This window comes from Sinomicrobium soli, assembly GCF_003285545.1.
Classification (GTDB): Bacteria; Bacteroidota; Bacteroidia; order Flavobacteriales; family Flavobacteriaceae; genus Sinomicrobium.
In genome coordinates this window covers 358,741-383,854 of the sequence record NZ_QLNV01000002.1, presented here as the reverse complement: position 1 = coordinate 383,854, position 25,114 = coordinate 358,741, and the positions used below count along the sequence as shown (strand labels likewise).

The following is a 25,114-nucleotide window of genomic DNA, read 5'->3' as shown; positions in this document are numbered from 1 at the left end:
GCCAACAGCCATTAGTTTAAATGATGTACAAAAATAACAAACCTGCCTTAATATAACCAGTTTATCCCTGTTTTTTTAGAAGTGGACAATGGTAACAGGGAGATACGATATGACAGGAATAGCCAGCTTATAACGGTTTTTTGTTTTACTTGTCACGAAATGTTTGTTTTTTATTTTATGAGACCGCTTTTTCTTTGAACTGAAGCTAAAACCTTTATATTTGTGCGTTTATACTTGGAAATTCCGAACACTAATACATGTCTTTATATATGAATAATCAGGATTTGCTACAGATAGCAAAGGAGTATGGAGCTCCGGTTTACGTTTACGACGCTGAGAAGATCGTCTCTCAGTATCAAAGACTTACCGGTGCCTTCGGCAAGGTGAAGCACCTGAAGATCAACTATGCTGTAAAAGCACTGTCGAATATTTCGGTGCTGAAGGTACTGAATAATCTCGGGAGCGGGCTGGATACGGTTTCCCTCCAGGAGGTACAGCTCGGATTAAGGGCGGGGTTCAGGCCCGGTGATATCATTTTTACCCCCAACGGGGTGTCGCTCGAAGAAATAGAGGAAGTGGCTGCCCTGGGGGTACAGATCAATATCGACAACCTTTCCATACTGGAGCAGTTCGGTACCAAGCATTCGGACATCCCGGTGTGCATACGCATCAACCCTCATGTGATGGCGGGGGGCAATACGAATATTTCGGTAGGGCATATCGATTCCAAGTTCGGGATCAGTATTCACCAGATGCCGCATTTACTCCGTATTGTGGAGAACACGAGGATGCGTATAAACGGTATTCACATGCATACGGGGAGCGATATTCTCGATATAGAGGTGTTCCTGTATGCGTCCGAAATTCTTTTTGAGACGGCTAAACACTTTAAGGATCTCGATTTTATAGATTTCGGAAGCGGTTTTAAAGTGCCTTATAAAGAAGGGGATATAGAGACCAATATCGAGGAGTTCGGGAAAAAACTCTCCAGGAGGTTTAACGAATTCTGCAAGGAATACGGTAAAGACCTGACCCTGGCTTTTGAGCCGGGGAAATTCCTGGTAAGTGAGGCCGGGTTCTTCCTGGCGCGGGTCAATGTGGTAAAACAGACGACCTCTACGGTATTTGCGGGAGTGGATACCGGTTTCAACCACCTGATCCGCCCCATGCTTTACGGGGCGCATCACGATATCGTAAACATATCCAACCCTGACGGACGCGATCGGTTCTACTCGGTAGTGGGATATATCTGCGAAACGGATACCTTTACCAATAACCGCCGGATCGCCCAGATCACCGAGGGGGATATACTGTGCTTTAAAAATGCCGGGGCCTACTGCTTTACCATGGCCAGCAATTACAATTCCCGGTTCAGGCCGGCGGAAGTATTGTGGTACAACGGGCAGGCACATCTTATCCGCAAACGGGAAACCTTCGAAGACCTGGTACGCAACCAGGTGGAGGTAGACCTGGATACCGGAAAACAGCCAAAGCAGCCCAAAGAAGAGAACATTACCGTAAAACAATAATACATCGTTAGAAAGGGGCCTGAAAAAGGTCCCTTTTTTATTTCCGGGCAACGCTTATGTGCTTCGAAGTTACAAATCTTCGAAGAGCATTGTTCCGGAGTTGTTAGTTTGGAGTTCAGAATTCAGACCAGCAGCCTGTAATCGAACAAACAACGCTTAGCTCTGCGAATGTCTTTGACCCAGTTGTTAGTTCGTAGTTCTTAGTTTTGGAGTTGTGCGGCCGGAAATTGCTGATTATGTATTTGTTTTTTCATGCCAGATCTTAGGGTTTCGGTCAGTGCTTATCACAGCGAGAACTTCAACTATGTTGTTCTTGTTGTCGATATAGAAATGCGCCATATAGGGGAATTTCTTGATAATAACACAGCGGATATCTTTGTAGCGAATGGCGTAGATCTGTGGGTTTCTGCTGAGTGAATTTATGTGTTTAATAGCTGTTTTCTGAAACCTTTCTCCAAGTTTTTTCTGTTGTTCATTATACCAGTCGGTAATTTCTTGAATATCAGCAAGAGCTTCAGGTTCAATTTTTACTTTGAATTTTTTCATCTGTTTTTAAAACTTTTTGCCTGTAAAAATCTGCAAAAAAGTCATGCATGTTCAGGAGTTCATGTTGAGCTTATTTTCATTACATTTTATATGAATAACCCGTATCCGGAAACAATCACATTTGTTTGTTCAGGTCTTTAATCTTTTTTTAGCTTCATCCCAATCCAAAAGACGGTCAGGATTTTTACGTACCTTTTCAAAACGTTCCATTACCAGTTGCCGGTGGGCTTCAGGAACCTCAAGGATTTCCTGTTCTTTTTTCATTGCATAGTCGAGCATGCTTTTAATGGCATGGATCAGGTTTATATCGTTTACCTGCCTGAATTGCTCTATGATGATCGCTTTTTCGTCTTGTATGTTCATTGTATTTGTTTTAACTGATTAGACAGTTGTTTTTTGATGAAAGATACTGGTTTTACCTCCTTCTGCATACAGGAATATCTCCCTTCTTTGTGATTATTCTGATGTTTTTTTTAGTTCTGAGCGTTTGTCTCTGAACAATTTAAATGGGCTTTCAGGTACCGGTACATACAAAAATAAAAAACAAATGCTCTCTGTTCAAATAATAATTTATAAACCCGCTCCTGTTGGTAGAAAGCAGATATATCCAGCTTCTCTCTGAGAGGCGTTTAGTTTTTTGTTCGTACAAGAAGTTTATGGGCTGCAAAGTTGCAAACTCGAAGAGCATTGTCAACGCCCTGAATATTTCAGACCAGCAACCTGTAACCGAACAAACAGCACCCTGCAAATATCCCTGATTTTGATGTCTGCGATCATCGTCCCGTAAATGCCTGGTCGCTCAGCGTTTTCATAAATGAGATAAGGTCGTCTTTTTCTCCTTCGGTAAGCGGTATCCTGTTCCCGTTTGCTTTAAACACCGGGTCGAGATTGGCGGCATCCGGAACGCCGTTGTCAAAATAATCCAGTACGGCCTTCAGGGTGGGAAACTGGCCGAAACTTCCGTAAGGAGCGGTGTATTCCACATTTCTTAAAGAAGGGACCCTGAACCTCATATAGTCTTCCGGGATTCCCGTTACCCTGCCGCGCCCGGCTTCATCGGGGCCGGGGTTTACCGGGAAACCGATATTCCTGAAACTCTGATCGGTAAACAGTTCCGTACTGTGGCAGTCGGCGCATTTCTGCCTGAAGGTTTGATATCCCCTCGCTTCACTTTCCGTAAAGGTTTCTCCTTCGTCCCGCATTACCTTGTCGTATTTACTGTTGGCCGATACCAGGGTGTATTCATACTGTGCAATACTCCGGTAGACCCTGTCGGGGGTGATCTCTTCATCGCCGAATGCCTTGCGGAACAGCTCCCTGTATACGGGGTCGCCACTGATCTTGCCGATGACCTCGAGGATGGAGGAGTCCATTTCCTCATGTGTTATTACGGGAACCAGCGGTTGTTTTTCCAGTTGAAGGATGTTCCCGTCCCAGTTATAGAATTTCATAAAGGCCATATTCTGGACCGGCGGCGTATTCCGGAGCCCGACCCTGTCGTGAATTCCCACGGCCTGAGCGTGATTGTCGGCAAAAGCATGGGACTGTTGATGGCAACCGGCACAGGAAATGGTATTGTTGCTGCTGAATTTCTTTTCGTGAAACAGTTTTTCACCCAGTTCCACCCCGTACCTGGTAGGGGGATTGATACTTACCGAGGGGTTGAGCTCCGGAAAGCCGTCCGGAATATGCAGCGGAAGTTCCGGGTTGTCATAAAAAAAGAAGTCTTCCGTGTGGTCCGGATTACAGGACAACAGCAGCAGTATGACAGCGAAAATTCCGGCTATTTTTTTCATGCCTTTTGCAGTGAGACGTTGAGATAACCCAGAACGGGTTCCGTATTTTATTTTAAGAGCTGACCGAAGGTTGTTTCCCGGCCAGCTCTTATAACGAATCAGTTTTCTACCTCTTCTACAGCGAACATCCCGGTAAGGTCGCCCGAACCGTTCCCGCCCAGGTTGTCCACGAATTTCACCATCTGGTCGGCGGTGTGAATATTGGGAGTGGCATTATCTCCCATCGAGGTTCCTGTGGTCAGGGTAATGGTGTTGGTCTTTCCGCTCAGCAGCTTGTCAAAGTCTGCCTTTATGGTTATTACGGGGGCATTTTTTCCTACTGCGGCGTTGACAGGGAGGTCTAAGGTAATATCCCGGTAGGCATCCACCCCTTGTGTATAGGTGTCTTCGTCACCGTTGGTCCCTTCTACGGTGCTTCCGGTATGGACAGACATTTCCTTGTGATCGGTATCGTAAAAACCTTCCAGTTTCACAAAGCGGTAACCGGTTCCCCATTCCCACATCATTTCCGTGTCGTTGGCCCCTGCCGTAGCGTAGAATTCCGGAAATCTCACCTCGTCCAGGGTGTTCAGTTCCTGCCTGACCCCCAGGCCGAATTTTACCTGCCGGTATTCTCCCGACGGGATGTTGTTCAGGATGTAGTCCAGGCTTTCCGGTTTTGACTGGTCGATAACCGTCGCCCCCCTGTCCAGGTCGTTTACGTTATAGGGAAATTCACTGCCGTCCTGCGGTATGAGACGGATATTGCTGATCACGTATTTCAGTTCGGAAAAGTGATGGACCTGTCCGGCTGCCGATGTGTTTACCGTAGCATCGGGAGAAGCGGCGTCACCGAGAACAATACCGGTATCCTTGAAGGTGTTGTGGAAATGAAGGGTCATGTTGTTGGCAACGGGATGGTCATCGTCTGAACTACAGGAGATCAGCGCCAATGTGAGGGTTGATAGCAGAACGTACTTTTTCAGATGTTTCATTTGTTTTGATTTATGTTATTAATTATATCTGTTTTCTTAAAAATTGAATTTCAGGGACGTAAAAATATTCCGGCCCATTCTGGGGATATTGCCCCAGTCGGCATAGGTGCTGTAATAGGTGTCAAATACATTCTCCGCGCCGAGCTGTAAGACGGTGACGTGGTTTCCGATCATAAAGGTGTAATCGGCGGAAATATTCCAGATCGCATAGGCGGGAGTCTGGTCTTCCCCGTATTCCGGGCTGTAATCTTTTTGTATGGCATCGCCGTTGAACGATGTCCGGAACCCGAAGTGACGATGCGTAAAGTGAAGGGAGGCCCGGTAGCTCAACGGACGGATAAAGGGGAGGTTCTTGTTTTTGTGATCTGTCCCCCTTGCGTAGGTGAGCGTACCTTCGCCGTGTAAATTCGGCAGGATTTCACCACTGGCGTTCAGCGACATATTGAAAAGTGTGGCATAGTCCAGGGAGGTATAGCCTTTCACCCCTACAGACTGATAATTCATGGGGCTCCCTGTGCTCAGTATCTCCCCGACGATATAATTTTCGATATGAAAATAATTTGCCCTGGCCTCCATACTCATTTTCCTGTTCTTAAACCCTGCACTGGCATTGATCTCGTAGGAGACCTCGTTTTTCAGGTCGGGATTGCCTATGTAATCGTACCGGTCAAAACTGTTGTAGATATAGTATCCGTAACCTTCCGACACGGAAGGCGCCCTGTGCCCGTATCCTGTGCCTGCTGAAAAGTGGAAATGCCCGAGGTTTAGCAGGTACCCGGCATGCAGGCTGGGCAGGAACCTTGTTTTTTCGGGGGAGGCTTCCGGGTGAAATATCCGGTTGAATTCCACATACCTGGAGCGGTTAAAATGCAGTCCGATAGCACCGCCGAAATTCAACTGACTCTTTTCCGATATATCCCAGGAGTTATTTACCGAGATCCCGCCAAAGCGGGTAGTGACCTCCGGCCAGCTATAGGCAAACATCGTCTTTTTGCTCCGGTCCTGCGGGTACATGTGCATCTCTGCGATCGACAGGTTTTCATAGGCATTCAGCTGGATTTCAGAAGCAAAACGACCGTGCTTCAGGGTTGCCCTGGAAAGCAGCCCGTAGGTGGTACTCCACCCGGGCATATCCATATGGACCAGGTTTTCGGGACGCGTGGTGTCGTCCATATAGTGTTCTATGGCATTAAAATAAAATTTGGTGTCCCAGGCTCTTATTAGTCCGTCTTCAAACAGCTGTTTGTATGAAGCCGATGTAATTATTGCCCGGGAAAGCCACAGGTCCATGGGCAATGCGGGAAACCCGACATTTTTGGCCACGTCAAAAATAGCGTCTGCCCGTATGGAAGAAAGCGGGCCCGTTTTATAGGCCATCCCTAATGAGGTGTTGAATTTGCTGAATTGCGAATGATGTACTTCGTCGTTATGACCGTCGGAATAATTGCCCGCCTTGCGGAAGGAAACACTTCCGTCTGCTGTAAACCCGTCGCCGGAATAGGATATGTTTCCGAGGTTGAACCACTGATCGTTGTTTAATTCGAAACCGCTCTGGTAGGTACCGCCCCATTTTTTTTCCAGCCCGAACGGCGTGCTTTTCCGTTTCAGGTCAATGCTTCCAGCAATGGTAGAGCCGTGTAAACTGCCCGCCTGCCCCGATTTTATGTCGATCCCGGAAAGGTTGTTGCTCTCCACATACGAAGTGACCGGGTCCATCTTATCGGTACAGGCCCCGAAAATATGCATGCCGTCTATAGTAACCGCAGTGCGTTCCGTACTCATATTGTTAAGCAGGGGCTCCCATGCAAAGGCCCCCCGTTTTACAAAACTTATATCGGCGGAGGAAGCCAGGTATTCATCGACGGAAACCGCCATTTTCATATCCGTTTCAATCCGCTTTTTGGCAGTGGCGATTACTTCCACTTCTTCGAGTTCAGTTATACTGTCCTGCTGTTTCACGATATCTTGGGCATTCAGAACTACCGTCCCGAAAAATGCCATAGTGGTAAGGAACTTCATCATCTCAGAACAAAATATCGATAAAAAGTTCGCTTTTCGCTCCTTCCACCCCGGGAGTAAAATCCGTAGAAACCTCTGTTCCTTTTATGATCCTTCCATTTCCGTCTACCATGATGAAATTCAGGGTCCAGTTCCCGGTCATGGTGTAATTGACCACACCGTGATACAGTTTGTCGTCTTCCTGCACCAGGTCGACGTTGTTTGGGGAAGAGTGATTTCCCATAGAAGGTTCAGGCATTCGCGGGTCGATCTGTAACGTATAGTTGCTCGCTTCTGAATAGGAAAACTGTGAAGGATCAGGGAGAGTCCCGACAGTGCCGGCCGGCTGGTCGTATTTGTAAATTCCGGCAACAAGGTTGTTTTCCGCAACTTCCGGTTTCCGGGGAGCCACCAGTGCAATGACGTACTGGTAACCGTCATTTCCGGTGAACGAGGTCATGTTCAGGTTTTTGTTGGGCTGCTCTTCTACCGTAACCGGCGCCGACGCTTGGTAAGCTTCGCCATCAGCAGAAAAACCGATATATAGCTCCCAGTTTCCCTGACTGCTTTCATGGGTAAACACCGCATATCCGGAAAAATACCCTTCGTCGTTGTATTCTAAGAGATATCTGTGAGGACAGGAAACTTCCTCTTCTGCGGTAGTCATTATCGGTAAAAAAGACACCTCAGAAATATTAGTGGTGTTACCGCCACCGTCAATCTTCAAACGAATCTCGTTATAACCTTTGTAGAGCAGCCCGTTAAGAGCTTCTATACTTATAGTGTGGTTTTCGCTTTGGAGGGCCGTGACTTCCTTGAATTCGTAATGATCTGTATCTGAATGACCTGTCTCTGCTTCATAATCCGCTTTGTCTACGGTGCAGGACATGACGGCACAGCATGCCGCGATGACAAAAACCCTTGTTTTTTGCATTATTGACAATGTTAGATGGGGGTGACTATTTCCGGGGAAAGCAATATTATTTCCCCGATATCGCTTTTTTGGCCTTAGTCATACTCTCTTCAATAAGGTCTTTCATCCGGTTGACTTCCCCGAGTTCGGCCTGCAGTAGCTCGATATCCCTGTGCAGCTCTTCGGGAGTCTTTTGCAGGGGATCAGATTTGCCGTAAGGGAATTTTTCACTGAAGTCCTTCATCCATTCCATCATCGTGGTATGCGATAATTTCAGGCTGTCCAGGATACCGGTGTGTGTTGCCGAAATGGAGTCCTGTTCCTGTTTCAGGGTTCTGGACAAGGCGTTCAGTTCTCCCATTTTGGGCATCACCTCGTCGTGAACGGCAATGACTTCCCGGTATAGTTCCTGGTATTTACGGACTTCTTCAGAAGGTTTGTCACTGCAGGAGGTCGTTACGGAAAAAACGGCAGCCCACAGCAGTGAAAAAAGGATAAATGATCTCATTGAATACGCTTTTTGAGTATGTGTAATTGTCCCCCGGTATATTCTGCCGGATGTGTACCCCGTAATGGGGGTCATTACGATAGCCTAAGCCAATGAGATCGGAGGTTTAAAGGTTGTTTTGATAAAGAGTGAGCTGTAGTGTTCCTGTTTTTGGCAGAAGCTCTCTTTTTTATCGCCGGTAGCGATTACTTCGGGGTTGTTTGCCGTGACTTCCTGGTGAAAGAGCAGCTGGTGTTCGAACTTGACGGTCGCAGCTTTGTCTTTCCCCTCGTTTTCCACTTCCTTTTTCACGGCGCTCATCAGGTAACACTTGCCGAAACACTGTTCCTCGGGCCTGTCTTTGTTGATACAGAGCACCTGCGATATATAGTCGTAGTTAACCGCGTATTCCAGAAAGGGAAAAGCCGGTTTGAGACCGATCACTATCGCTGTTATGAGGAAAAAGTGTTTCACGGGGCAAAAGTACGGAATATATACGATCGGGGGCACGGACGGGTGTTAAAAATCGGTATGCAGGTAATTTTCCCGTCAGTTCATATCAGTTCTGAAAGACATATTGTACAATATTGGCTCCCATCCGCAGCGCTTTCTGCCGTACTTCTTCGGGGTCGTTATGCACTTGGGGGTCTTCCCAGCCGTCGCCTAGGTCAGATTCGAAGGTGAAGAGGAATACCAGCCTTCCTTCGTGAAAATATCCGAACGCCTGCGGGCGTTTATTATCGTGTTCGTGTATCTTGGGCAGGCCGTCGGGGAAATGGAACTTCTGGTTAAACACGGGATGGTCGGGCGGAATTTCGGTCCAAGTCTTGTCCGGGAACACCTTCTGCATCTCTTTTTCGAGATAGGGCCTGAGCCCGTAATTGTCATCGGCGTGGAGGAACCCTCCCGACAGCAGGTAGGTACGCAGGTTTTCGGCTTCTTTGTCACTGAAGAACACATGGCCGTGCCCGGTCATGTGGAGCAGGGGATACTGGAAGATATCCATACTTCCGGCTTCTACGGTGGCCGGTTTTTCACTGATGCGGGTGTTCAGCTGACGGTTGCTGAACCGGATGAGATTGGGCAGGGCGGTAGGGTTGGCATACCAGTCGCCCCCTCCGCCGTATTTGAGTACGGCGATCTCCTGGGCAGGTGCCGGGGAAAAGGATAACAGCAGAAGCAGTATGGCCAGTTTGTTCATATGGTCTTTTTTATGGCCCGGGTGTGCTATTGGTTGGTCAGGGCCGCGGTATGGCAGGCCACCACGGCAGCAGTTTCGGTACGGAGCCTTGTATTTCCCAAAGATACGGGAATATATCCTTTGCGCAGTGCCTTTTCGATCTCTTCCGGAGAAAAATCACCCTCCGGGCCGATCAGTATGGTATAGTTTCCGCCCGGCCTGATCTGCCGTTGCAACAGTACGCGTTCCTGTCCGTCTTCGCAGTGTGCCATAAATGCCTGTCCGTCCTGTTCCTTTTCCAGGAAATCTGCCAGGGATACGGGGTTGTTGAGTTTGGGCAAATAAGCGGAAAGTGATTGTTTCACGGCCGACTGAATGATCTTTTCCAGCCTCCCGTTTTTGATCACGGTCCTTTCGGAATGGTCGCAGATGACCGGGGTTATTTCGTCGATCCCGATTTCCGTAGCTTTTTCCAGGAACCACTCATAGCGGTCGTTCATTTTGGTAGGAGCCACTGCCATATGCAGGTAATATGGCCTTTCGGGCTGTATTTCTTTGTCTGTGATGGCAATGGTGCAGTGCCGAGGGTCGGCGAGGGTCACTTCGGCCCGGAACAGGTGGCCGCGGCCGTCGGTAATATAAATGAGGTCTCCTTCCGATTTTCGCAGGACTTTTACAATATGCCTGCTCTCCTCGCGATCGAAGGTAAATGAGTCTGTCTTATCCGTAATACCGGGATTGAAAAATAAATTCATGGGTACAAACTTGCTCACACCGGCCACTCGGAGCTGCCCGGAATTGCTGGTGCTTTGGCGCTAAGGTAAGAATAAAATCATAAGGGAGTTTTTGATTTTGTAATAATGTATATCATTGATTTTTATGTTCTTATAGGTCTGTCGGTTTTCCTTTTACTGAATATATATATCCAGATGGTTCTGGAAAGACGGAAATTAATAGTGCTGGAGAACAGGGCGATAACGAGTACGATCAAAAATACGGGAATACTGTTCATCCCCAGGATAAGCTTGCACAAGACGAACACCGCTATCATTTCTGCCATCGATAAGGCATAACTAACATACATCGCCCCGAAAAAATAGCCTGGTTCCTTTATGAAACTGTGCTGGCAACAGGTACATTTTTTGTGCATTTTAGGCATTCTGAACAATAAGGGGTTGCCTTTGCTGATAAATATGTCTCCTTTTTCACAATCAGGACATTTTCCTTTAATGATATTTATAATGTATGACATGTTGATGTATATTTGCCTGTCTCCCTCTCCGCAATCGGGAATCTGTTTTTTACCTGGTTGTATTAATTGGGCTTACCATAAGTTATGCCGGGAGTATTTATAGTGCAAAGTTGAGGGTAGAGGGTGGAAAAATCGTTGTGCTTTTTACGCTTTTATTTGTGTTTTTGAGACATTTTGTAAGCCCTTGTGAGATACAGTGATCCATAAGTATGAAAGAAATAAAGGTTTTGCATATTGACGAATTCGGCCCGGAAAAGGAGTATTCCTATTTTTACAGCAATACCTTTAAGCAGCATGCGGGAAGTTTTCATGAAGCCATATCCCTGCCCCACAAACATGATTTTTTTGTTCTGGTTTTCTTTTCCTCGGGGAGTGGGGTGCACGAAATAGATTTTCATTCCTATCCGATTCTTCCCGGGAGTGTATTTATGATGTCTCCCGGACAGACGCATCATTGGAAGTTTACGGCAGATACAGATGGTTTTGTACTTTTTCACACTCGTGAATTTTATGAGATGCATTTTATGAACAGGTCTCTTTATAACTTTCCTTTTTATTATTCCGTGCAGAATCCGTCTTCACTTTTTATCCCTGATGAAGACCGGGAGTGCATATCGGGCCTGTTTGCCCGGATTTTCCGGGAGCACATGCGGGGCGGTTATATGAGTACCCCTCTTGTGGCCAGTCTTCTCGATATACTGTATATCAATATGAGCCGCCTGTACCTGCAAACGGAAAACAGCGAGGTTACCGTTCCGGCCGGATACACGAAGAAAATCAGGATACTGGAAAGACTTATAGAGGAGCATTATCCTGTAGAAAAATCGGCATCGGCCTATGCCGCCATGATGAATATCAGTCCGAAACACTTGAATCGTATGGTTAAGTTGTCACTGGGAAAAACAGTTACGGAACTGGTGGCAGACAGGGTTTTGCTGGAAGCCAAACGCCTTCTTGTGCACGCCCCGAAATCATTTGCCGCCATTGCGCGTACTCTGGGATATGAAGATTATGCCTACTTTTCCAGGTTTTTCCGGCGCAATACGGGTATGACCCCGTCAGATTTTGTCCGCAGGTACAGGTAACACGTGAGGGTTACTATACCTTAAAACGGGCTTTGGCCGTTACATTCTGGGAAGAAAAGTCGTTTTCCAGGTATTTGAGATAGCCCGTAATGCCTATCATGGCAGCATTGTCGGTGGTGTATTCGAATTTGGGGATATAGGTTTTCCACCCGTATTTTTTTTCGCCTTTTTTCAGGGCCTCCCGTATCCCGGAATTGGCCGATACCCCGCCACCGATAGCAATCTGCCGGATTCCCGTTTCCTTCGAGGCTTTTTTCAGTTTGTCCATCAGTATGTTTACAATGGTGTACTGTATGGAGGCACAGATGTCTTTCAGGTGGTGTTCCACAAATGCCGGATCTTCTTTCTGATGTTTCCGGACGAAATACAGAATGGAAGTCTTCAGGCCGCTGAAACTGAAATCCAGTCCGTCTACCTTCGGTTTCGGAAAGGCGAATGCCCCGGGATTGCCTTCCCGGGCATAGCGGTCTATCAGCGGGCCTCCCGGGTAGGGGAGCCCGAGTATCTTGGCGCTTTTGTCAAAGGCTTCCCCCACGGCATCGTCAATGGTTTCCCCGATCACCGTCATGTCGAAAAAACCGTCTGCACGTATGATCTGCGTGTGCCCGCCGCTGATGGTCATGGCCAGAAAGGGAAAAGAAGGCTTGTCCTGCCCCTGGTCTTCTATAAAATGTGCAAGGATATGTGCCTGCATGTGATTTACTTCGATAAGCGGGATGTGAAGGGCCAGTGCCAGGGACTTGGCAAAGGAGGTCCCGACGAGCAGCGATCCCAAAAGTCCCGGACCGCTCGTAAAAGCTATGGCGGATAACTCTTTTTTACCGATATTTGCCTTGTTAAGGGCTGTGTGTACTACCGGAACAATATTTTGCTGATGTGCCCGTGAGGCCAGTTCGGGAACGACACCGCCGTATTCCTCGTGAATTTTCTGGGTGGCTACAACATTACTCAGGACTTTTCCGTTAAGAAGAACGGCGGCCGAAGTATCATCGCAGGAAGATTCAATGGCAAGGATATATGTTTTTTGTTCCTTCATATGGATTTTCGGAATAAAAGTTGCTGCCTGCAAAGGTAAGCATTTTATGCCTGTTCCGGTAATCAGGCCGGTCATTACAGCGCTTGTTCATAATCCTTTAATAGTGTAGGAACCTATCAGGAAATTGAGGAAAATAGTAGTCAGGTCTTTTTTGATCCTGTTCTTGTTGCTGGTCATGGTGAGTGTTTTTCTGGCACTCCCTCCGGTACAGACGGGTATTGCCAAAAAAGTGACCGCTGCACTCAATGAGGATTTCGGGACCAGTATTGAGATAAGAAGGGTCTATATTTCCTTTTTCGGCAGCGTGAGCCTGCGCGATATCTATATAGCCGATCATCACCGCGATACCCTGATCTCGGTGGGACGGCTGAATACTTCCCTGCTCAGTGTGAGAAACGTGAAGAGCATGATCGACGGGAAACTCAATTTCGGCGATATCGATATGCAGGAGGTGTACTTTCACCTGAAAACCTATAAAGGGGAAGATTTTACCAACCTCGACGATTTCGTGGAAAAACTCGAAGGACCGGACACGACAAAAACCGGGCCGTCCACTTTTCTGCTGACCACTTCCGAAGTGCGGCTGGAGGATGCGCGTTTCCGCATTACGGACGATAATGCGGAAAAACCGGATATACTGTATTTCCGGGAATTAAAGGCCGATGTGGAGGATTTCAGGATAGCAGGTCCCGAGGTGGATGCCCGGGTAAGGCAATTGGGGTTTGTGGCCGACCGGGGGATAAGGGTCGAAAAACTTGAAACCGATTTTTCGTATGGCCTCGAACGAATGAATTTTGAAAATCTTACCATAGAGACCCCCCGGTCCAGCATCAAAGGGGAACTGTCCTTTTTGTACAACAGGGAAGATTTTGCAGATTTTCTCAACAAGGTCAATGTAAAGGGAAGCTTTTCCGATGCGACTATTGCGTTTGATGAGGTCAATGTGTTTTACAATGAGTTCGGACGGGGAAGGCGGGTAACCTTCAGTTCGGAAGTGGACGGGGTACTGAACCGTTTGCATACCACAAACCTGAGAGTTACCACCGATAATACGAGCATTAACGGTAATTTTGATTTCAGGGGGCTCTTCTCTTCGGATATCCCGTTCCGGATAGATGCCGATATAAGCTGGCTTTCCTCCAGTTATTACCAGCTCAGGGGACTGCTTCCCAATATCCTCGGAAATGCCCTCCCGTCGTCTCTCGCCAAACTGGGGCAGCTCAGGGCCCGGGGAAAGGCGATGATTACCGAAAAGACCGTAAGAACGGACCTTGAACTGGAAACCGAACTGGGAAACAGCCTTTCTAAACTGGAACTTACGGATATAGATGATATTGATAATGCCTCGTATACGGGAACCATCAGCATGACCGATTTCGATCTCGGGGAGTTCATCGAGATCGATAAGCTGGGAAAGGCTTCGCTCCATGTGGATGTAGACGGAAAGGGGTTCACCGAGGAAAATCTCAATACCGAGATAAGAGGAATGGTAAACAGCCTGGTGTACAATGGTTACCGCTATGAGAATGTGGCTGTGGCAGGAGTGGTCAAGGACCAGCTGTTCGACGGCTCGTTGCTGTCTAACGATGAGAATTTTGAGATGAGCTTCGAGGGCCTGGCCGACCTGTCGGGAGAAGAGAACCAGTTCGACTTCAGGGCTTCCATAACCCATGCCGATCTCCATGCACTGCGCTTTGTATCGCGGGACAGTGTGTCGGTCTTTTCCGGGGATATCAGCATGAACATTACCGGGAACGATATGGATAACCTGAAGGGGGAGATCAATTTCCTGAAGACGAGTTACAAGAACCAGAACGACGAGTATTATTTTGAGGATTTCAAGATCATCTCTGTGATCGATGAGACCGGAAGGGTGCTTACGGTAGATTCGCCCGAGATCATCAACGGTTTTATGAAAGGGAATTTCTCGTTCAGGGAGCTGGGTAAGATCGTGCAGAATTCCGTGGGTAGCATTTATGCGAATTACAGTCCGCACGAAATCTTGCCCGATCAGTACGTGGAATTCAATTTCTTTATCAACAGCAAGATCATAGAGGTATTCTTCCCGGAGGTCAAACTGGGAAGAAATACCTATGTAAAAGGGGAAATGATCGCCGATGCAGGAGATTTCAGGTTTAATTTCCGGTCGCCCAATATCGACGCCTTCGGAAGCAATATCAAAAATATCGATTTGCAGATTGACAACAAGAACCCGCTGTTCAATACGTATGTGGAAGTAGGGGAGATACACACCGGGTTTTACGATGTTTCCGATTTCAACCTGATCAACACCACCATAAAGGATACCCTGTTTTTCCGTACCGAATTCCGGGGCGGAGACGGGGGCAAAGATGAATACAATCTCAATTTTTACCATACGATAACCCCCGATAACAAGTCGGTGGTAGGGTTCAAGCGTTCCGAAGTCGGGTTTAAGGGAAATCACTGGTTGCTGAATAAGGACAACAACCGCCGCAACCGGGTGGTCTTTAACAAGACGCTGGATACGGTGACCATAGAGACGGTGGTGATGAACCACGGGGAGGAACAGATCAACCTGCAGGGAAAAATGATCGATTCCACCTATAAGGACCTCTCGGTACATTTCAGGAATGTAAACCTGGACAAGGTAACCCCGGATATCGATAACCTGAGCCTGAAAGGATTGATGAACGGGGAATTTTACGTGCTTCAGCAACGCGGAAATTATTTTCCGTCGTCCAACCTTCGCATCGATGATTTCACCCTGAACGACATCACTCTCGGGAATTTTGATGTGGGTATCGTGGGCAACCAGAACCTTTCGAGTTACGGTATCGATGCGGTTATTCAGAAGGGGAGCAGTAAGGTTCTCGATGTAGTGGGGGATGTTTCGTTTGATAACGACAAGCCCTCCATGAATGTGGAAATGAGGCTCTCCGGCCTGGATATGGCCGCGTTCAGCAGGCTGGGGGAAGAGGTTATATCCGACATCCGCGGGCTCGCATCGGGGGAAGCACGCCTTACGGGAACCTTTGAGAAACCGGATCTCAGCGGGCAGATACAGCTCCGGGATGCCGGTATGAAGATCCCTTACCTCAATGTAGACCTCGATTTTGCCCCGGAAACTTCCGTCGAACTTTTCGGACAGACCTTTAAGTTCGACGATATCACCCTGACAGATACCAGGTTTAAGACCAGGGCGTTGCTGAACGGAACGATTACGCATACTCATTTCTCCGACTGGTACCTCGACCTGGGCCTGGATACGAAAGGGCAGCGCTTCCTGGCGCTCAATACTCCCGAAACAGAGGAAGAACTGTTTTACGGTACGGGGTTCATAAACGGGGAGGCCCAGATCTACGGGCTTACCGACGAACTTACCATAAAGATGTTTGCCACAACGGCAAAGGGGACATCGCTTAAGATACCCCTGGACAATGAAGTGACGGTGGGGGATACCTCCTTTATTAATTTTATCGATAAAAACGGAGAGACCACCTTTGCTACCAATGAGAGGGAACTCCAGGACTATAAGGGGCTGGAGCTGGAATTCGACCTGGACATAAACCCTGATGCCGAGGTGGAGATCGTCATAGACAAGGAACTGGGGAGCTCCCTGAGAGGGCGGGGAGCGGGAAATATACTCCTGGAGATCAATACCAACGGAAAATTCAGGATGTGGGGAGATTTTACCACCTTTAGCGGGGATTACAATTTTAAATACGGCGGGATCATAGAAAAGAAATTCAAGGTGAAGCCGGGAGGGTTTATGAGCTGGAACGGGGATCCGCTGAGGGCCAATGTAGACCTGGAAGCGGTGTATAACCTCAATGCCAATCCCGCGGTTTTGCTCGATAATAATTCGGTGACCCGGAAGATAGAGACCGACCTGATCATAAAGCTGAACGGGGAACTGCTGCAGCCGGATATCGATTTTGATATCCAGTTTCCGGGTACCAATGCCGTGATCAATTCGGAGCTGCAATACAAACTGGACGACAAGAGCAAGCGGGAACTGCAGGCCCTTTCATTACTGTCTCAGGGGGCATTTATCAATAACGAGATCAATATAAGCGGTGGCGGGGTGGCCGGGAACTTTATCGAGTCGGGCTTTAGTATGCTCAACGATATCCTGAATTCCGGCGACGGAAAATTCGATATAGGCTTGTCTTACGAACTCGGAACGAGGGACCCCAATCTCGATTTTGAGACCCAGGACAGGTTTGGGGTAACGGTCTCCACCCAGATCAGCGACCGTATCCTGCTGAACGGAAAGATAGGGGTGCCCATAGGCGGGGTGGCGGAAACTGCTGTAGCGGGTGATGTGGAAGTACAGATACTGCTCAATGAAGACGGTACCCTGAGAGCGCGTATCTTTAACCGGGAAAATGAAATTCAGCAATGGCTGGCCGACCGGATCGGGTATACCCAGGGGGCGGGATTGTCGTACCAGGTAGATTTTAATACCTTCCGGGAGTTGCTCCGAAAAGTGTTTACCCCGAAAGAAGAGAACGCAGTACGGGAACCGGACCCCCCTGAAGAGACCTCCGGGACCGAAACCATGGGCAACGGATTGGTGAGGTTCGGAAATAAAGGGAATGCCGGGAGCTGATAAAAAAACTCCCCCGGACGATAATCCGTCCGGGGGAGTTTTTTTGTTTCCGGCTGGCAGCAGCGCTATATGATGTCTTTTTTCATACGGTTCCATACCACGGCAAGCAGTATGCCGGATACCAGTATGAGAATGGTCAGCCCTATGGCCAGCGGATAATTGCCGTAAATCCAGTTGCCCGTGGCAAACATGCAGGAATATACCAGGATACAGCCGAGTATCATGGCAAGTATTCCCGACGGAACAGCCCATTTTTGTCTTCCGTCCACGATATTGACGTCTTCGGCACGCGCCTGGTCCACGATCTTTTTCCATCCCGGTCCTCCCGGTTGTGTTTTTTGATAGAAGCTGTAAAGTACGTTCTTGTCTTCCGGCCTGGTGGTATAGGTGACTACCAGCCATATGACGGTAGTGATGACCACAATGGCCGGAAGCGTGGCCCATGAAGGGAATACGCCGGCAGTAAAGGTGCCGTCTGTGGCATGGCCCCCGAAGAGATAATCACCGAGAGGTGACAAGGTGAACACCATGCTGATGATGGCAGCGGCAAACATTACCGAAATCTCACTCCAGGCATTAATGCGCCACCAGAACCACCTCAGTATATACACCAGTCCCGTTCCCGCCCCGAACATGAGAAGGATGTCGAACAGCTGTTTGGCATTGGTAAGCAGGAGAGCGAGTATGGCACTGGTTACCATAAGCAGTACGGTAGACAGGCGCCCCATGTTTACCAGTTCCTTTTCAGACGCATTTTTGCGAAGGGTCTGTTTGTAAAAATCGTTTACGATATACGACGACCCCCAGTTGAGCTGGGTAGAAATAGTACTCATGTAGGCGGCTCCCAGCGAAGCCAATACAACACCGAGCAACCCGCTGGGCAGCTTGGTCAGCATGGCCGAATAGGCCAGGTCGTGCCCCAGTTTGCTTTCCTCTATATTTGGGAAGGCTTCGTGTATGCTTGCGACATCCGGAAATACGACCAGCGACGCCAGGGCTACCAGTATCCAGGGCCAGGGGCGTACGCCGTAGTGCATGATATTGAAAAAGAACGTGGAGGCTATGGCGTGATTTTCGTTTTTTGCGGCGAGCATACGCTGGGCAATATATCCCCCGCCCCCGGGCTCGGAGCCGGGATACCAGGAGCTCCACCACTGTACGGCCAGCGGAATAATGAGGATGGTAATAAGGGCCTCTTTATCAGAAAAATCCGGCAATATGGAGATCTTGTCGGCCACATTCTCGTGCTGGATCATTTTGGTAATGCCTCCCACTTCCGGAAGGTTTACCAGGTAATAGGCGGCGCCTACCGCGCCTACGATGGCCACGAAAAACAATATGAAATCGGTATATACGACCCCTTTAAACCCGCCTATGGCACTGAAAATGACGGTGACGATCCCCCCGATCAGTACGGTTTGTATGGGGGTAAGCCCCAGCATGATGCCTCCTATTTTAATGGCGGCAAGATTTACTGCTGCCAGGGTAATGACATTAAAGAAAAACCCGAGGTAGACCGACCGGAACCCCCTGAGAAATCTGGCAGGTTTGCCCCCGTAGCGCAACTCGTAGAACTCCATGTCGGTAAGCACATTCGATTTCCGCCACAGCTTGGCATAGATAAATACCGTAGACAATCCTGTGAGAAGAAAGGCCCACCAGCCCCAGTTTCCGGATACCCCGCTTCCCCTTACCAGGTCGGTAACGAGGTTTGGGGTGTCTGTAGAAAAAGTGGTGGCCACCATGGAAAAACCGAGAAGCCACCACGGCATGCTCCTTCCGGAAAGGAAGTATTCCGTAGTGTCTTTTCCCGAAGACCTGGAAACGAAAAGCCCTATGGCCAGGGTGATGGCAAAAAAACCGATAATGATCGAATAATCTAATGTAGATAGTTCCATGAAAGTTGTAGTTAGTCGTTTTATTTATGGCATTAATCGTGTTTTTGCTGTTGTGCACCGGAATATTCCGGTGTTCACTCAGGGCGTAAAATCCTGGTTGTCCCTGAAAATGCTTTCCCGGGTTTGCCTGGTGTAATTCCGCCCTATGGGAATGCGTTTGTTGTGTATTTCCACAATATTCCCTTCCACGGCCTTTACCTTGTCTATGGCAATGGTGTAGGAACGGTGTACTCTTATAAAATTGGAACCGGGGAGTTCTTCGGTAATATTGGTAAGCGATTTGTGCACAATATACTCATCGATAACCGTCACTACCTTTATATAATCCTTAAGGCTCTCTATATAAAGGATATCGCCGAGGTTTATTTTTACCATTTTCTTGTCTACCTTGAGAAACATATAGGGTTCGCCCTGCGGCTTGGCCTGGGTGAACCCCTTTCTCTTTAAGGCGACTTCCCTGTTGAGTTTGTTTACGGTTTTTGTAAAACGGTGAAAAGGAATGGGTTTCACAAGGTAATCGAACACATTCAGCTCATAGCTCTCCACAGCGTACTCGCGATATGCCGTGGTGATCACGATAAAGGCGTCGTAATCGATGGTTCTTATAAAATCCAGCCCGCTCATTTTGGGCATGTTTATATCCAGGAAGATGACGTCGATATCGTGTTGCTCCAGGGTGGCCATGGCCTCTATGGGATTGCTGTGGCTGGCAACGACCTCCAGGTTGCGGAACTCTGAAACATGAGACCGCAGGACACTTACCGCAACAGATTCATCATCTATGATTATACATTTGATCTTCATTCGTAACTTGTACATTAAAGAGGCCGTCAGGAGGTTTTTTACAGGGATACAGCCCCTGTAAAATGAACGCCAGCGCTCAAAATGAGAGAAAAAATAGATGTAATTTTGGTAATAACAAAATGTTTTCAGATAAATTTCATGCCCCGTAAAATCTTGATATTTACTGATGTCTGAAATGATGTAATTGGTATTGTTTTTACTGTTGTTCAGCTAAAAACTTTCGTGGTGAATATATTTAATCTTAGATTTTAGCGCTGCTGAACGGAAAGGGATTACGGCTTTCGGAAATGTGGAGTACACATTCCGGACAGGGCTTTGCCGCGGAAGGAAAATAATGCCGTTCAGGGCCTGTATCCGAAACCTGAAGTCCGGAAAATGATGCTATTCGTGACAAAGTTGCCCCCGCTCGTCGAAAAAGTTTCCTGTTGCAAGTTGTAATATATACTTTAGTTTTCGAAATTCATACTGTAAGTTATGCACCGATATTTAGTACAGGCTAATGATATTAGCCATAAGGAAGTAGGGAAGTTTGAAGAAACCCGCTACGAAAAGATCCATAACGAGGTCTTTGAAGATTCGGCACAGGCTTCTGCGCTTGTGGCCGAGGAAATAGCACAGCTTATACGAAGCAGGCAGGAAAAGGGAGAAAACTGTGTTCTCGGCCTGGCAACGGGATCGTCGCCTATTAAGGTGTATGAAGAACTGGTGCGTATGCACAGGGAAGAAGGGCTGAGTTTTGCCAATGTGGTAACCTTTAACCTGGATGAGTACTACCCGATGAACCGGGAAAACCACCAGAGTTACTACTATTTCATGCATCAGCACTTATTCGACCATATCGATATAAAACCGGAAAATGTCCATATTCCGGACGGGAAGGTGCCCCTGGATGAAGTACACCAGTACTGTATTGACTACGAAATGAAGATCAGGGAGTTTGGCGGGCTCGATTTTCAGCTGCTGGGTATCGGCCGTACGGGGCATGTAGGGTTTAACGAACCCGGGTCGCATTACAATTCGGGTACCCGGATCATTACCCTGGACCATTTGACACGTAGCGATGCGGCTTCCGATTTCAACGGCATAGATAATGTGCCGAAACGGGCCATTACCATGGGTATCGGAACCATACTGAAGGCAGGTCGTATCGTATTGCTGGGATGGGGGCATAAAAAGGCCGATATTGTGAAGGAGACCATAGAGGGAGCGGTGACTTCCAATGTGCCTGCAACATACCTTCAGCAACACGCGAATACGACCTTCATTCTCGACCGTGAGGCAGCTTCCGAGCTGACAAGGTTCAAGACCCCCTGGCTCGTAGGGCAGTGTGTGTGGACCGAAGAACTCAAACGCAAGGCCATGGTATGGCTGAGCCTGAAGACCAGGAAACCGATCCTGAAACTCACCGACAGGGATTATAACGATAACGGGATGTCCGGCTTACTGGCACAGGAAGGGACTTCTTATGAGCTCAATATACAGATGTTCAACGTATTGCAGCATACCATTACGGGCTGGCCCGGTGGGAAGCCCAATGCCGACGATACCAATCGCCCCGAAAGGTCGGAGCCCGCTAAAAAGAGGGTGATCATCTTCAGTCCGCACCCCGATGACGATGTCATATCGATGGGAGGAACATTCTGCCGCTTGGTAGACCAGGGGCATGAGGTCCACGTCGTGTATCAGACCTCCGGGAATATTGCGGTTACCGATGCCGAAGCCCTGAAATTTGCCGAAGTGGCCAGCGATATTACCGGAAAGGACAGTTCTTCCATCTTTACCGAGGCTATCGGGTTTCTCAATAACAAGAGAGAGGACCAGTCCGATTCGGTCGATGTGCGAAAGCTGAAAGGACTGATACGGAGAAGGGAATCTTACGGGGCTACCCGTTATATTGGTCTGGATGACAGCAATGTTCATTTTCTCGATCTGCCTTTCTATGAAACGGGAGAGGTAAAGAAAAAACCGTTAGGAGAGGAGGATATAGAAATTATCATGAATATTATCAGTGAAGTAAGGCCTCACCAGATTTATGCCGCAGGTGACCTTGCAGATCCTCACGGTACACATAAGGTGTGTCTTGACGGTATTTTTGAGGCACTCAGGCGCCTGAAGCCGGAATCTTATATGGACGACTGCTGGGTATGGCTGTACCGCGGGGCATGGCATGAATGGGGGCTCGACGAGATTGAAATGGCTGTTCCCATGAGTCCCGACCAGGTAATACGAAAACGGAATGCCATCCTGTTCCACCAATCACAGAAAGACCGTGTCATGTTCCAGGGCGATGATTCCAGGGAGTTCTGGGTGCGTGCGGAAGAACGCAATAAGGATACGGCAAAACTGTACGACGAGCTCGGACTTGCAGAATACGAAGCCATAGAGGCATTTAAACGATATCATTTTTAGGGGGTAGTTATTAGGTTATTAAGGCAATACTCAATAACCCAATTACCAAATACCAATCGGAAAACTATGGGCTTCGGGCCGATAGTGATTTAGTGTTTTTCAATTATTAATCATTACGTTCGGATCCGCCTGTCTGTATTTTTCAGCAGGCGGATTTTTTTATAATGAGATGTGAATGAACTCTTTGCAGGATTCCGGTATCCTGTTACCGGGAGGGGATGTGCCATTGCGGGGATTACGACATATGTTATTTTTTGATATCCTGGTTGCATGGTGTGTTATGATATGGTATAGGAGTGTTAAAAGTTTTTAACGAAAACGTTAGAAATGATTAAACATCGGCAATAAGGTTTCCAGGTAGAAAATTATTAAATATCTTTGATAGCTTTTTTAAAATAAATTACATGTCAAACAACATAAGGAAGATTGCTGTGCTGACTTCCGGGGGGGATGCTCCCGGGATGAATGCGGCTATCCGTTCTGTAGTGCGTACCTGTGCTTACCACAAGGTGGAATGCGTGGGGATATACAGGGGGTATCAGGGAATGATAGAAGGAGATTTTAAAGAGATGAACGCCCGTAGCGTAAATAATATCATAAACCGGGGAGGGACCATTCTCAAGTCTGCGAGATCTATGGATTTCCGTACTCCCGAAGGAAGGGAAAAAGCTTATAGGCATCTTCGGGACCACAATATCGATGCCTTTGTGGTCATAGGGGGCGACGGTTCTTTTACCGGGGCCATGATATTCAGCGAATCCTTTGATTTCCCGGTAATGGGTATTCCAGGGACTATCGATAATGACATTTACGGGACGAGTTTTACCCTGGGTTACGATACCGCTCTGAATACGGTGGTGGAAGCCATAGATAAGATCAGGGACACGGCTATTTCGCACAACCGCCTGTTCTTTGTAGAGGTTATGGGGAGAGATGCGGGACATATCGCCCTGAACACGGGTGTCGGAGCCGGGGCAGAGGAAATCCTTATCCCGGAGGAAAACCTGGGGCTGGAACGATTGCTGGAATCGATGGAGCGCAGCAGGCTGTCGGGAAAGTCGTCCAGTATAGTAGTGGTGGCCGAAGGTGATAAAATAGGGAAAAGCGTGTTTGAGCTCAAGGAATATGTAGAGGATAACCTGCCGGATTACGATGTACGCGTTACCGTACTGGGGCATATCCAGAGGGGTGGCAGGCCTACGTGCTTCGACAGGGTCCTGGCCAGCCGAATGGGGGTCAAGGCTGTGGAAAGCCTGCTCGAGGGAAAGAGCAATTACATGGTAGGACTTGCCAAAGATGAGATCATACTTACTCCCCTGGACCAGGCTGTAAAAGGGAAATCGGAGATCAACAGGGAACTCCTGAGAGTATCCGATATCATGACTACCTGATGGTGTTATAAAGACAAGCGTAAATCAAATTTAATTATAATAAACAGATAAGATCATGTCAAATTTAAAAATTGGTATTAACGGTTTCGGAAGAATCGGACGTATGGTTTTCAGAGAAACCGTAAAAAGGGATAATGTAGAGGTAGTGGCTATCAATGATTTGCTGGATGTAGAGCACTTGGCATACCTGTTGAAATACGATTCTGTTCACGGTACTTTTAACGGAACGATAGAAGTTAAGGATGGTAATCTCGTGGTAAACGGGAAAACGGTAAGGATCACTGCCGAAAGAGATCCGAAAAGCCTGAAATGGGACCAGGTAGGTGCCGATGTGGTGGCGGAATGTACCGGGATATTTACTACACTCGACACGGCTCAGCAACACCTCGAGGCAGGTGCCAAAAAAGTGGTTATTTCTGCTCCGTCCAAAGATGCACCCATGTTTGTAATGGGAGTAAATCACAAGGATGCAAAAGCGACCGACAATATCGTTTCCAATGCCTCGTGTACCACAAACTGTCTGGCTCCCATCTCCAAAGTACTCAATGATGCTTTCGGTATCGAGGAAGGGCTTATGACTACCGTACACGCCACTACGGCAACACAGCTTACCGTAGACGGGCCTTCGAGAAAGGATTTCAGGGGAGGAAGAAGTGCGCTGGCCAATGTAATTCCGGCTGCTACCGGAGCGGCAAAGGCGGTGACCAAGGTGATCCCTGCACTGGAAGGAAAGCTTACCGGTATGGCATTCCGCGTTCCTACCCCGGATGTTTCTGTGGTAGACCTCACGGTAAGACTGCAAAAGGAAACTTCTTATGAGGAGATCAAAAAAGCGGTAAAAGCTGCTTCCGAAGGAGAGCTTAAGGGAATTTTAGGGTATACTGAAGAACTTGTTGTTTCCCAGGATTTCGTAGGTGACACCCGTACCAGTATTTTCGATGCGGATGCCGGAATCGAACTCAACTCCAAATTTTTCAAGATCATTGCATGGTATGATAATGAAGCAGGATATTCCAGCAAGCTGGTAGACCTGGCACTTCACGTATCTTCATTATAATCGAAGGACTTCAACGGTTCATCCGGTGAGCGTGTTATAAGGGAGGGCAGGCAGAGAAAATAATTCGTATTTTTATACGGAATTTGTTTTCTCTGAGGGCCTGTTCCCCGCTCACAGGATGAGATTTAAATTACTCCGGTGCCTTGTGTCGGTCTTTTCGGGATT

General features: G+C 47.8%; 20 protein-coding genes. 6 read left to right on the top strand and 14 right to left on the bottom strand.

What is annotated here, in order from left to right:
* The first annotated feature begins 269 nt into the window (after positions 1 to 269).
* A complete protein-coding gene (lysA, locus tag DN748_RS03555; RefSeq protein ID WP_112370474.1) occupies positions 270 to 1,529 on the top strand; it encodes a diaminopimelate decarboxylase in 1,260 nt (419 codons plus the stop codon).
* 234 nt (positions 1,530 to 1,763) lie between these two features.
* Here the strand turns inward: lysA and DN748_RS03550 are convergent, their stop codons facing one another.
* The 11 genes from DN748_RS03550 to DN748_RS03500 all read right to left on the bottom strand — a co-directional run bounded on the left by DN748_RS03550 (position 1,764) and on the right by DN748_RS03500 (position 10,675).
* Complete coding sequence (locus DN748_RS03550; RefSeq protein WP_112370376.1) at positions 1,764 to 2,075, bottom strand: type II toxin-antitoxin system RelE/ParE family toxin; 312 nt, start codon at positions 2,073 to 2,075, stop codon at positions 1,764 to 1,766.
* A 129-nt stretch (positions 2,076 to 2,204) separates the two neighbouring features.
* Entirely contained in the window at positions 2,205 to 2,438 is a 234-nt protein-coding gene (locus DN748_RS03545; protein WP_112370375.1) for a hypothetical protein, read from the bottom strand.
* A 410-nt stretch (positions 2,439 to 2,848) separates the two neighbouring features.
* A complete protein-coding gene (locus tag DN748_RS03540) occupies positions 2,849 to 3,871 on the bottom strand; it encodes a cytochrome-c peroxidase (protein WP_112370374.1) in 1,023 nt (340 codons plus the stop codon).
* Positions 3,872 to 3,969: 98 nt separating this feature from the next.
* The gene (locus DN748_RS03535) at positions 3,970 to 4,845 is read right to left on the bottom strand and encodes an MbnP family protein (RefSeq protein ID WP_112370373.1); all 876 of its coding nucleotides are present in this window, start codon (positions 4,843 to 4,845) and stop codon (positions 3,970 to 3,972) included.
* Positions 4,846 to 4,881: 36 nt separating this feature from the next.
* Positions 4,882 to 6,867, bottom strand: coding sequence for a TonB-dependent receptor plug domain-containing protein (locus DN748_RS03530; protein ID WP_410528304.1), 1,986 nt, complete (start codon positions 6,865 to 6,867; stop codon positions 4,882 to 4,884).
* A gap of 1 nt (position 6,868) precedes the next feature.
* Entirely contained in the window at positions 6,869 to 7,777 is a 909-nt protein-coding gene (locus DN748_RS03525; RefSeq protein WP_112370372.1) for a hypothetical protein, read from the bottom strand.
* Between the two features lie 46 nt (positions 7,778 to 7,823).
* Positions 7,824 to 8,264, bottom strand: coding sequence for a hypothetical protein (locus DN748_RS03520; protein ID WP_112370371.1), 441 nt, complete (start codon positions 8,262 to 8,264; stop codon positions 7,824 to 7,826).
* An 84-nt stretch (positions 8,265 to 8,348) separates the two neighbouring features.
* The gene (locus DN748_RS03515) at positions 8,349 to 8,717 is read right to left on the bottom strand and encodes a hypothetical protein (protein ID WP_146746551.1); all 369 of its coding nucleotides are present in this window, start codon (positions 8,715 to 8,717) and stop codon (positions 8,349 to 8,351) included.
* A gap of 85 nt (positions 8,718 to 8,802) precedes the next feature.
* On the bottom strand, positions 8,803 to 9,444 hold the full coding sequence (locus DN748_RS03510) for a DUF4159 domain-containing protein (RefSeq protein WP_112370369.1): 642 nt from the start codon (positions 9,442 to 9,444) through the stop codon (positions 8,803 to 8,805).
* 26 nt (positions 9,445 to 9,470) lie between these two features.
* Positions 9,471 to 10,178, bottom strand: a complete 708-nt coding sequence (locus DN748_RS03505) for a 16S rRNA (uracil(1498)-N(3))-methyltransferase (protein ID WP_112370472.1) — start codon at positions 10,176 to 10,178, stop codon at positions 9,471 to 9,473.
* Between the two features lie 122 nt (positions 10,179 to 10,300).
* Complete coding sequence (locus tag DN748_RS03500; protein ID WP_112370368.1) at positions 10,301 to 10,675, bottom strand: DUF983 domain-containing protein; 375 nt, start codon at positions 10,673 to 10,675, stop codon at positions 10,301 to 10,303.
* A 209-nt stretch (positions 10,676 to 10,884) separates the two neighbouring features.
* Here DN748_RS03500 and DN748_RS03495 point away from each other — a divergent pair, with 209 nt between their 5' ends.
* Positions 10,885 to 11,760, top strand: coding sequence for an AraC family transcriptional regulator (locus DN748_RS03495; RefSeq protein ID WP_112370367.1), 876 nt, complete (start codon positions 10,885 to 10,887; stop codon positions 11,758 to 11,760).
* Between the two features lie 13 nt (positions 11,761 to 11,773).
* Here DN748_RS03495 and tsaD read toward each other — a convergent pair whose 3' ends face one another.
* Positions 11,774 to 12,796: a tRNA (adenosine(37)-N6)-threonylcarbamoyltransferase complex transferase subunit TsaD gene (tsaD, locus tag DN748_RS03490; protein WP_112370471.1), complete on the bottom strand. Its 1,023-nt coding sequence runs from the start codon at positions 12,794 to 12,796 to the stop codon at positions 11,774 to 11,776.
* A gap of 124 nt (positions 12,797 to 12,920) precedes the next feature.
* Between tsaD and DN748_RS03485 the strand changes: the two genes are divergently transcribed.
* Entirely contained in the window at positions 12,921 to 17,390 is a 4,470-nt protein-coding gene (locus DN748_RS03485) for a translocation/assembly module TamB domain-containing protein (protein ID WP_236636774.1), read from the top strand.
* Positions 17,391 to 17,455: 65 nt separating this feature from the next.
* Here the strand turns inward: DN748_RS03485 and DN748_RS03480 are convergent, their stop codons facing one another.
* Together DN748_RS03480 and DN748_RS03475 are read right to left on the bottom strand one after the other, a co-directional pair.
* Positions 17,456 to 19,288, bottom strand: coding sequence for a sodium:solute symporter family protein (locus DN748_RS03480; RefSeq protein WP_112370365.1), 1,833 nt, complete (start codon positions 19,286 to 19,288; stop codon positions 17,456 to 17,458).
* A gap of 78 nt (positions 19,289 to 19,366) precedes the next feature.
* Entirely contained in the window at positions 19,367 to 20,092 is a 726-nt protein-coding gene (locus DN748_RS03475) for a LytR/AlgR family response regulator transcription factor (protein WP_112370364.1), read from the bottom strand.
* Positions 20,093 to 20,566: 474 nt separating this feature from the next.
* On the opposite strand from DN748_RS03475, the gene nagB reads away from it, so the two are divergent.
* The 3 genes from nagB to gap all read left to right on the top strand — a co-directional run bounded on the left by nagB (position 20,567) and on the right by gap (position 24,949).
* The gene (nagB, locus tag DN748_RS03470) at positions 20,567 to 22,501 is read left to right on the top strand and encodes a glucosamine-6-phosphate deaminase (RefSeq protein WP_112370363.1); all 1,935 of its coding nucleotides are present in this window, start codon (positions 20,567 to 20,569) and stop codon (positions 22,499 to 22,501) included.
* 404 nt (positions 22,502 to 22,905) lie between these two features.
* Entirely contained in the window at positions 22,906 to 23,892 is a 987-nt protein-coding gene (gene pfkA / locus DN748_RS03465) for a 6-phosphofructokinase (protein ID WP_112370362.1), read from the top strand.
* A gap of 55 nt (positions 23,893 to 23,947) precedes the next feature.
* A complete protein-coding gene (gene gap / locus DN748_RS03460) occupies positions 23,948 to 24,949 on the top strand; it encodes a type I glyceraldehyde-3-phosphate dehydrogenase (RefSeq protein ID WP_112370361.1) in 1,002 nt (333 codons plus the stop codon).
* Positions 24,950 to 25,114: the final 165 nt, after the last annotated feature.

Bases quoted from the DNA above. Each gene is read 5' to 3' on its own strand.
- lysA (WP_112370474.1), top strand. From the start codon at position 270: ATGAATAATCAGGATTTGCTACAGATAGCAAAGGAGTATGGAGCTCCG.
- DN748_RS03550 (WP_112370376.1), bottom strand. From the start codon at position 2,075: ATGAAAAAATTCAAAGTAAAAATTGAACCTGAAGCTCTTGCTGATATT.
- DN748_RS03545 (WP_112370375.1), bottom strand. From the start codon at position 2,438: ATGAACATACAAGACGAAAAAGCGATCATCATAGAGCAATTCAGGCAG.
- DN748_RS03540 (WP_112370374.1), bottom strand. From the start codon at position 3,871: ATGAAAAAAATAGCCGGAATTTTCGCTGTCATACTGCTGCTGTTGTCC.
- DN748_RS03535 (WP_112370373.1), bottom strand. From the start codon at position 4,845: ATGAAACATCTGAAAAAGTACGTTCTGCTATCAACCCTCACATTGGCG.
- DN748_RS03530 (WP_410528304.1), bottom strand. From the start codon at position 6,867: ATGATGAAGTTCCTTACCACTATGGCATTTTTCGGGACGGTAGTTCTG.
- DN748_RS03525 (WP_112370372.1), bottom strand. From the start codon at position 7,777: ATGCAAAAAACAAGGGTTTTTGTCATCGCGGCATGCTGTGCCGTCATG.
- DN748_RS03520 (WP_112370371.1), bottom strand. From the start codon at position 8,264: ATGAGATCATTTATCCTTTTTTCACTGCTGTGGGCTGCCGTTTTTTCC.
- DN748_RS03510 (WP_112370369.1), bottom strand. From the start codon at position 9,444: ATGAACAAACTGGCCATACTGCTTCTGCTGTTATCCTTTTCCCCGGCA.
- DN748_RS03505 (WP_112370472.1), bottom strand. From the start codon at position 10,178: ATGAATTTATTTTTCAATCCCGGTATTACGGATAAGACAGACTCATTT.
- DN748_RS03500 (WP_112370368.1), bottom strand. From the start codon at position 10,675: ATGTCATACATTATAAATATCATTAAAGGAAAATGTCCTGATTGTGAA.
- DN748_RS03495 (WP_112370367.1), top strand. From the start codon at position 10,885: ATGAAAGAAATAAAGGTTTTGCATATTGACGAATTCGGCCCGGAAAAG.
- tsaD (WP_112370471.1), bottom strand. From the start codon at position 12,796: ATGAAGGAACAAAAAACATATATCCTTGCCATTGAATCTTCCTGCGAT.
- DN748_RS03480 (WP_112370365.1), bottom strand. From the start codon at position 19,288: ATGGAACTATCTACATTAGATTATTCGATCATTATCGGTTTTTTTGCC.
- DN748_RS03475 (WP_112370364.1), bottom strand. From the start codon at position 20,092: ATGAAGATCAAATGTATAATCATAGATGATGAATCTGTTGCGGTAAGT.
- nagB (WP_112370363.1), top strand. From the start codon at position 20,567: ATGCACCGATATTTAGTACAGGCTAATGATATTAGCCATAAGGAAGTA.
- pfkA (WP_112370362.1), top strand. From the start codon at position 22,906: ATGTCAAACAACATAAGGAAGATTGCTGTGCTGACTTCCGGGGGGGAT.
- gap (WP_112370361.1), top strand. From the start codon at position 23,948: ATGTCAAATTTAAAAATTGGTATTAACGGTTTCGGAAGAATCGGACGT.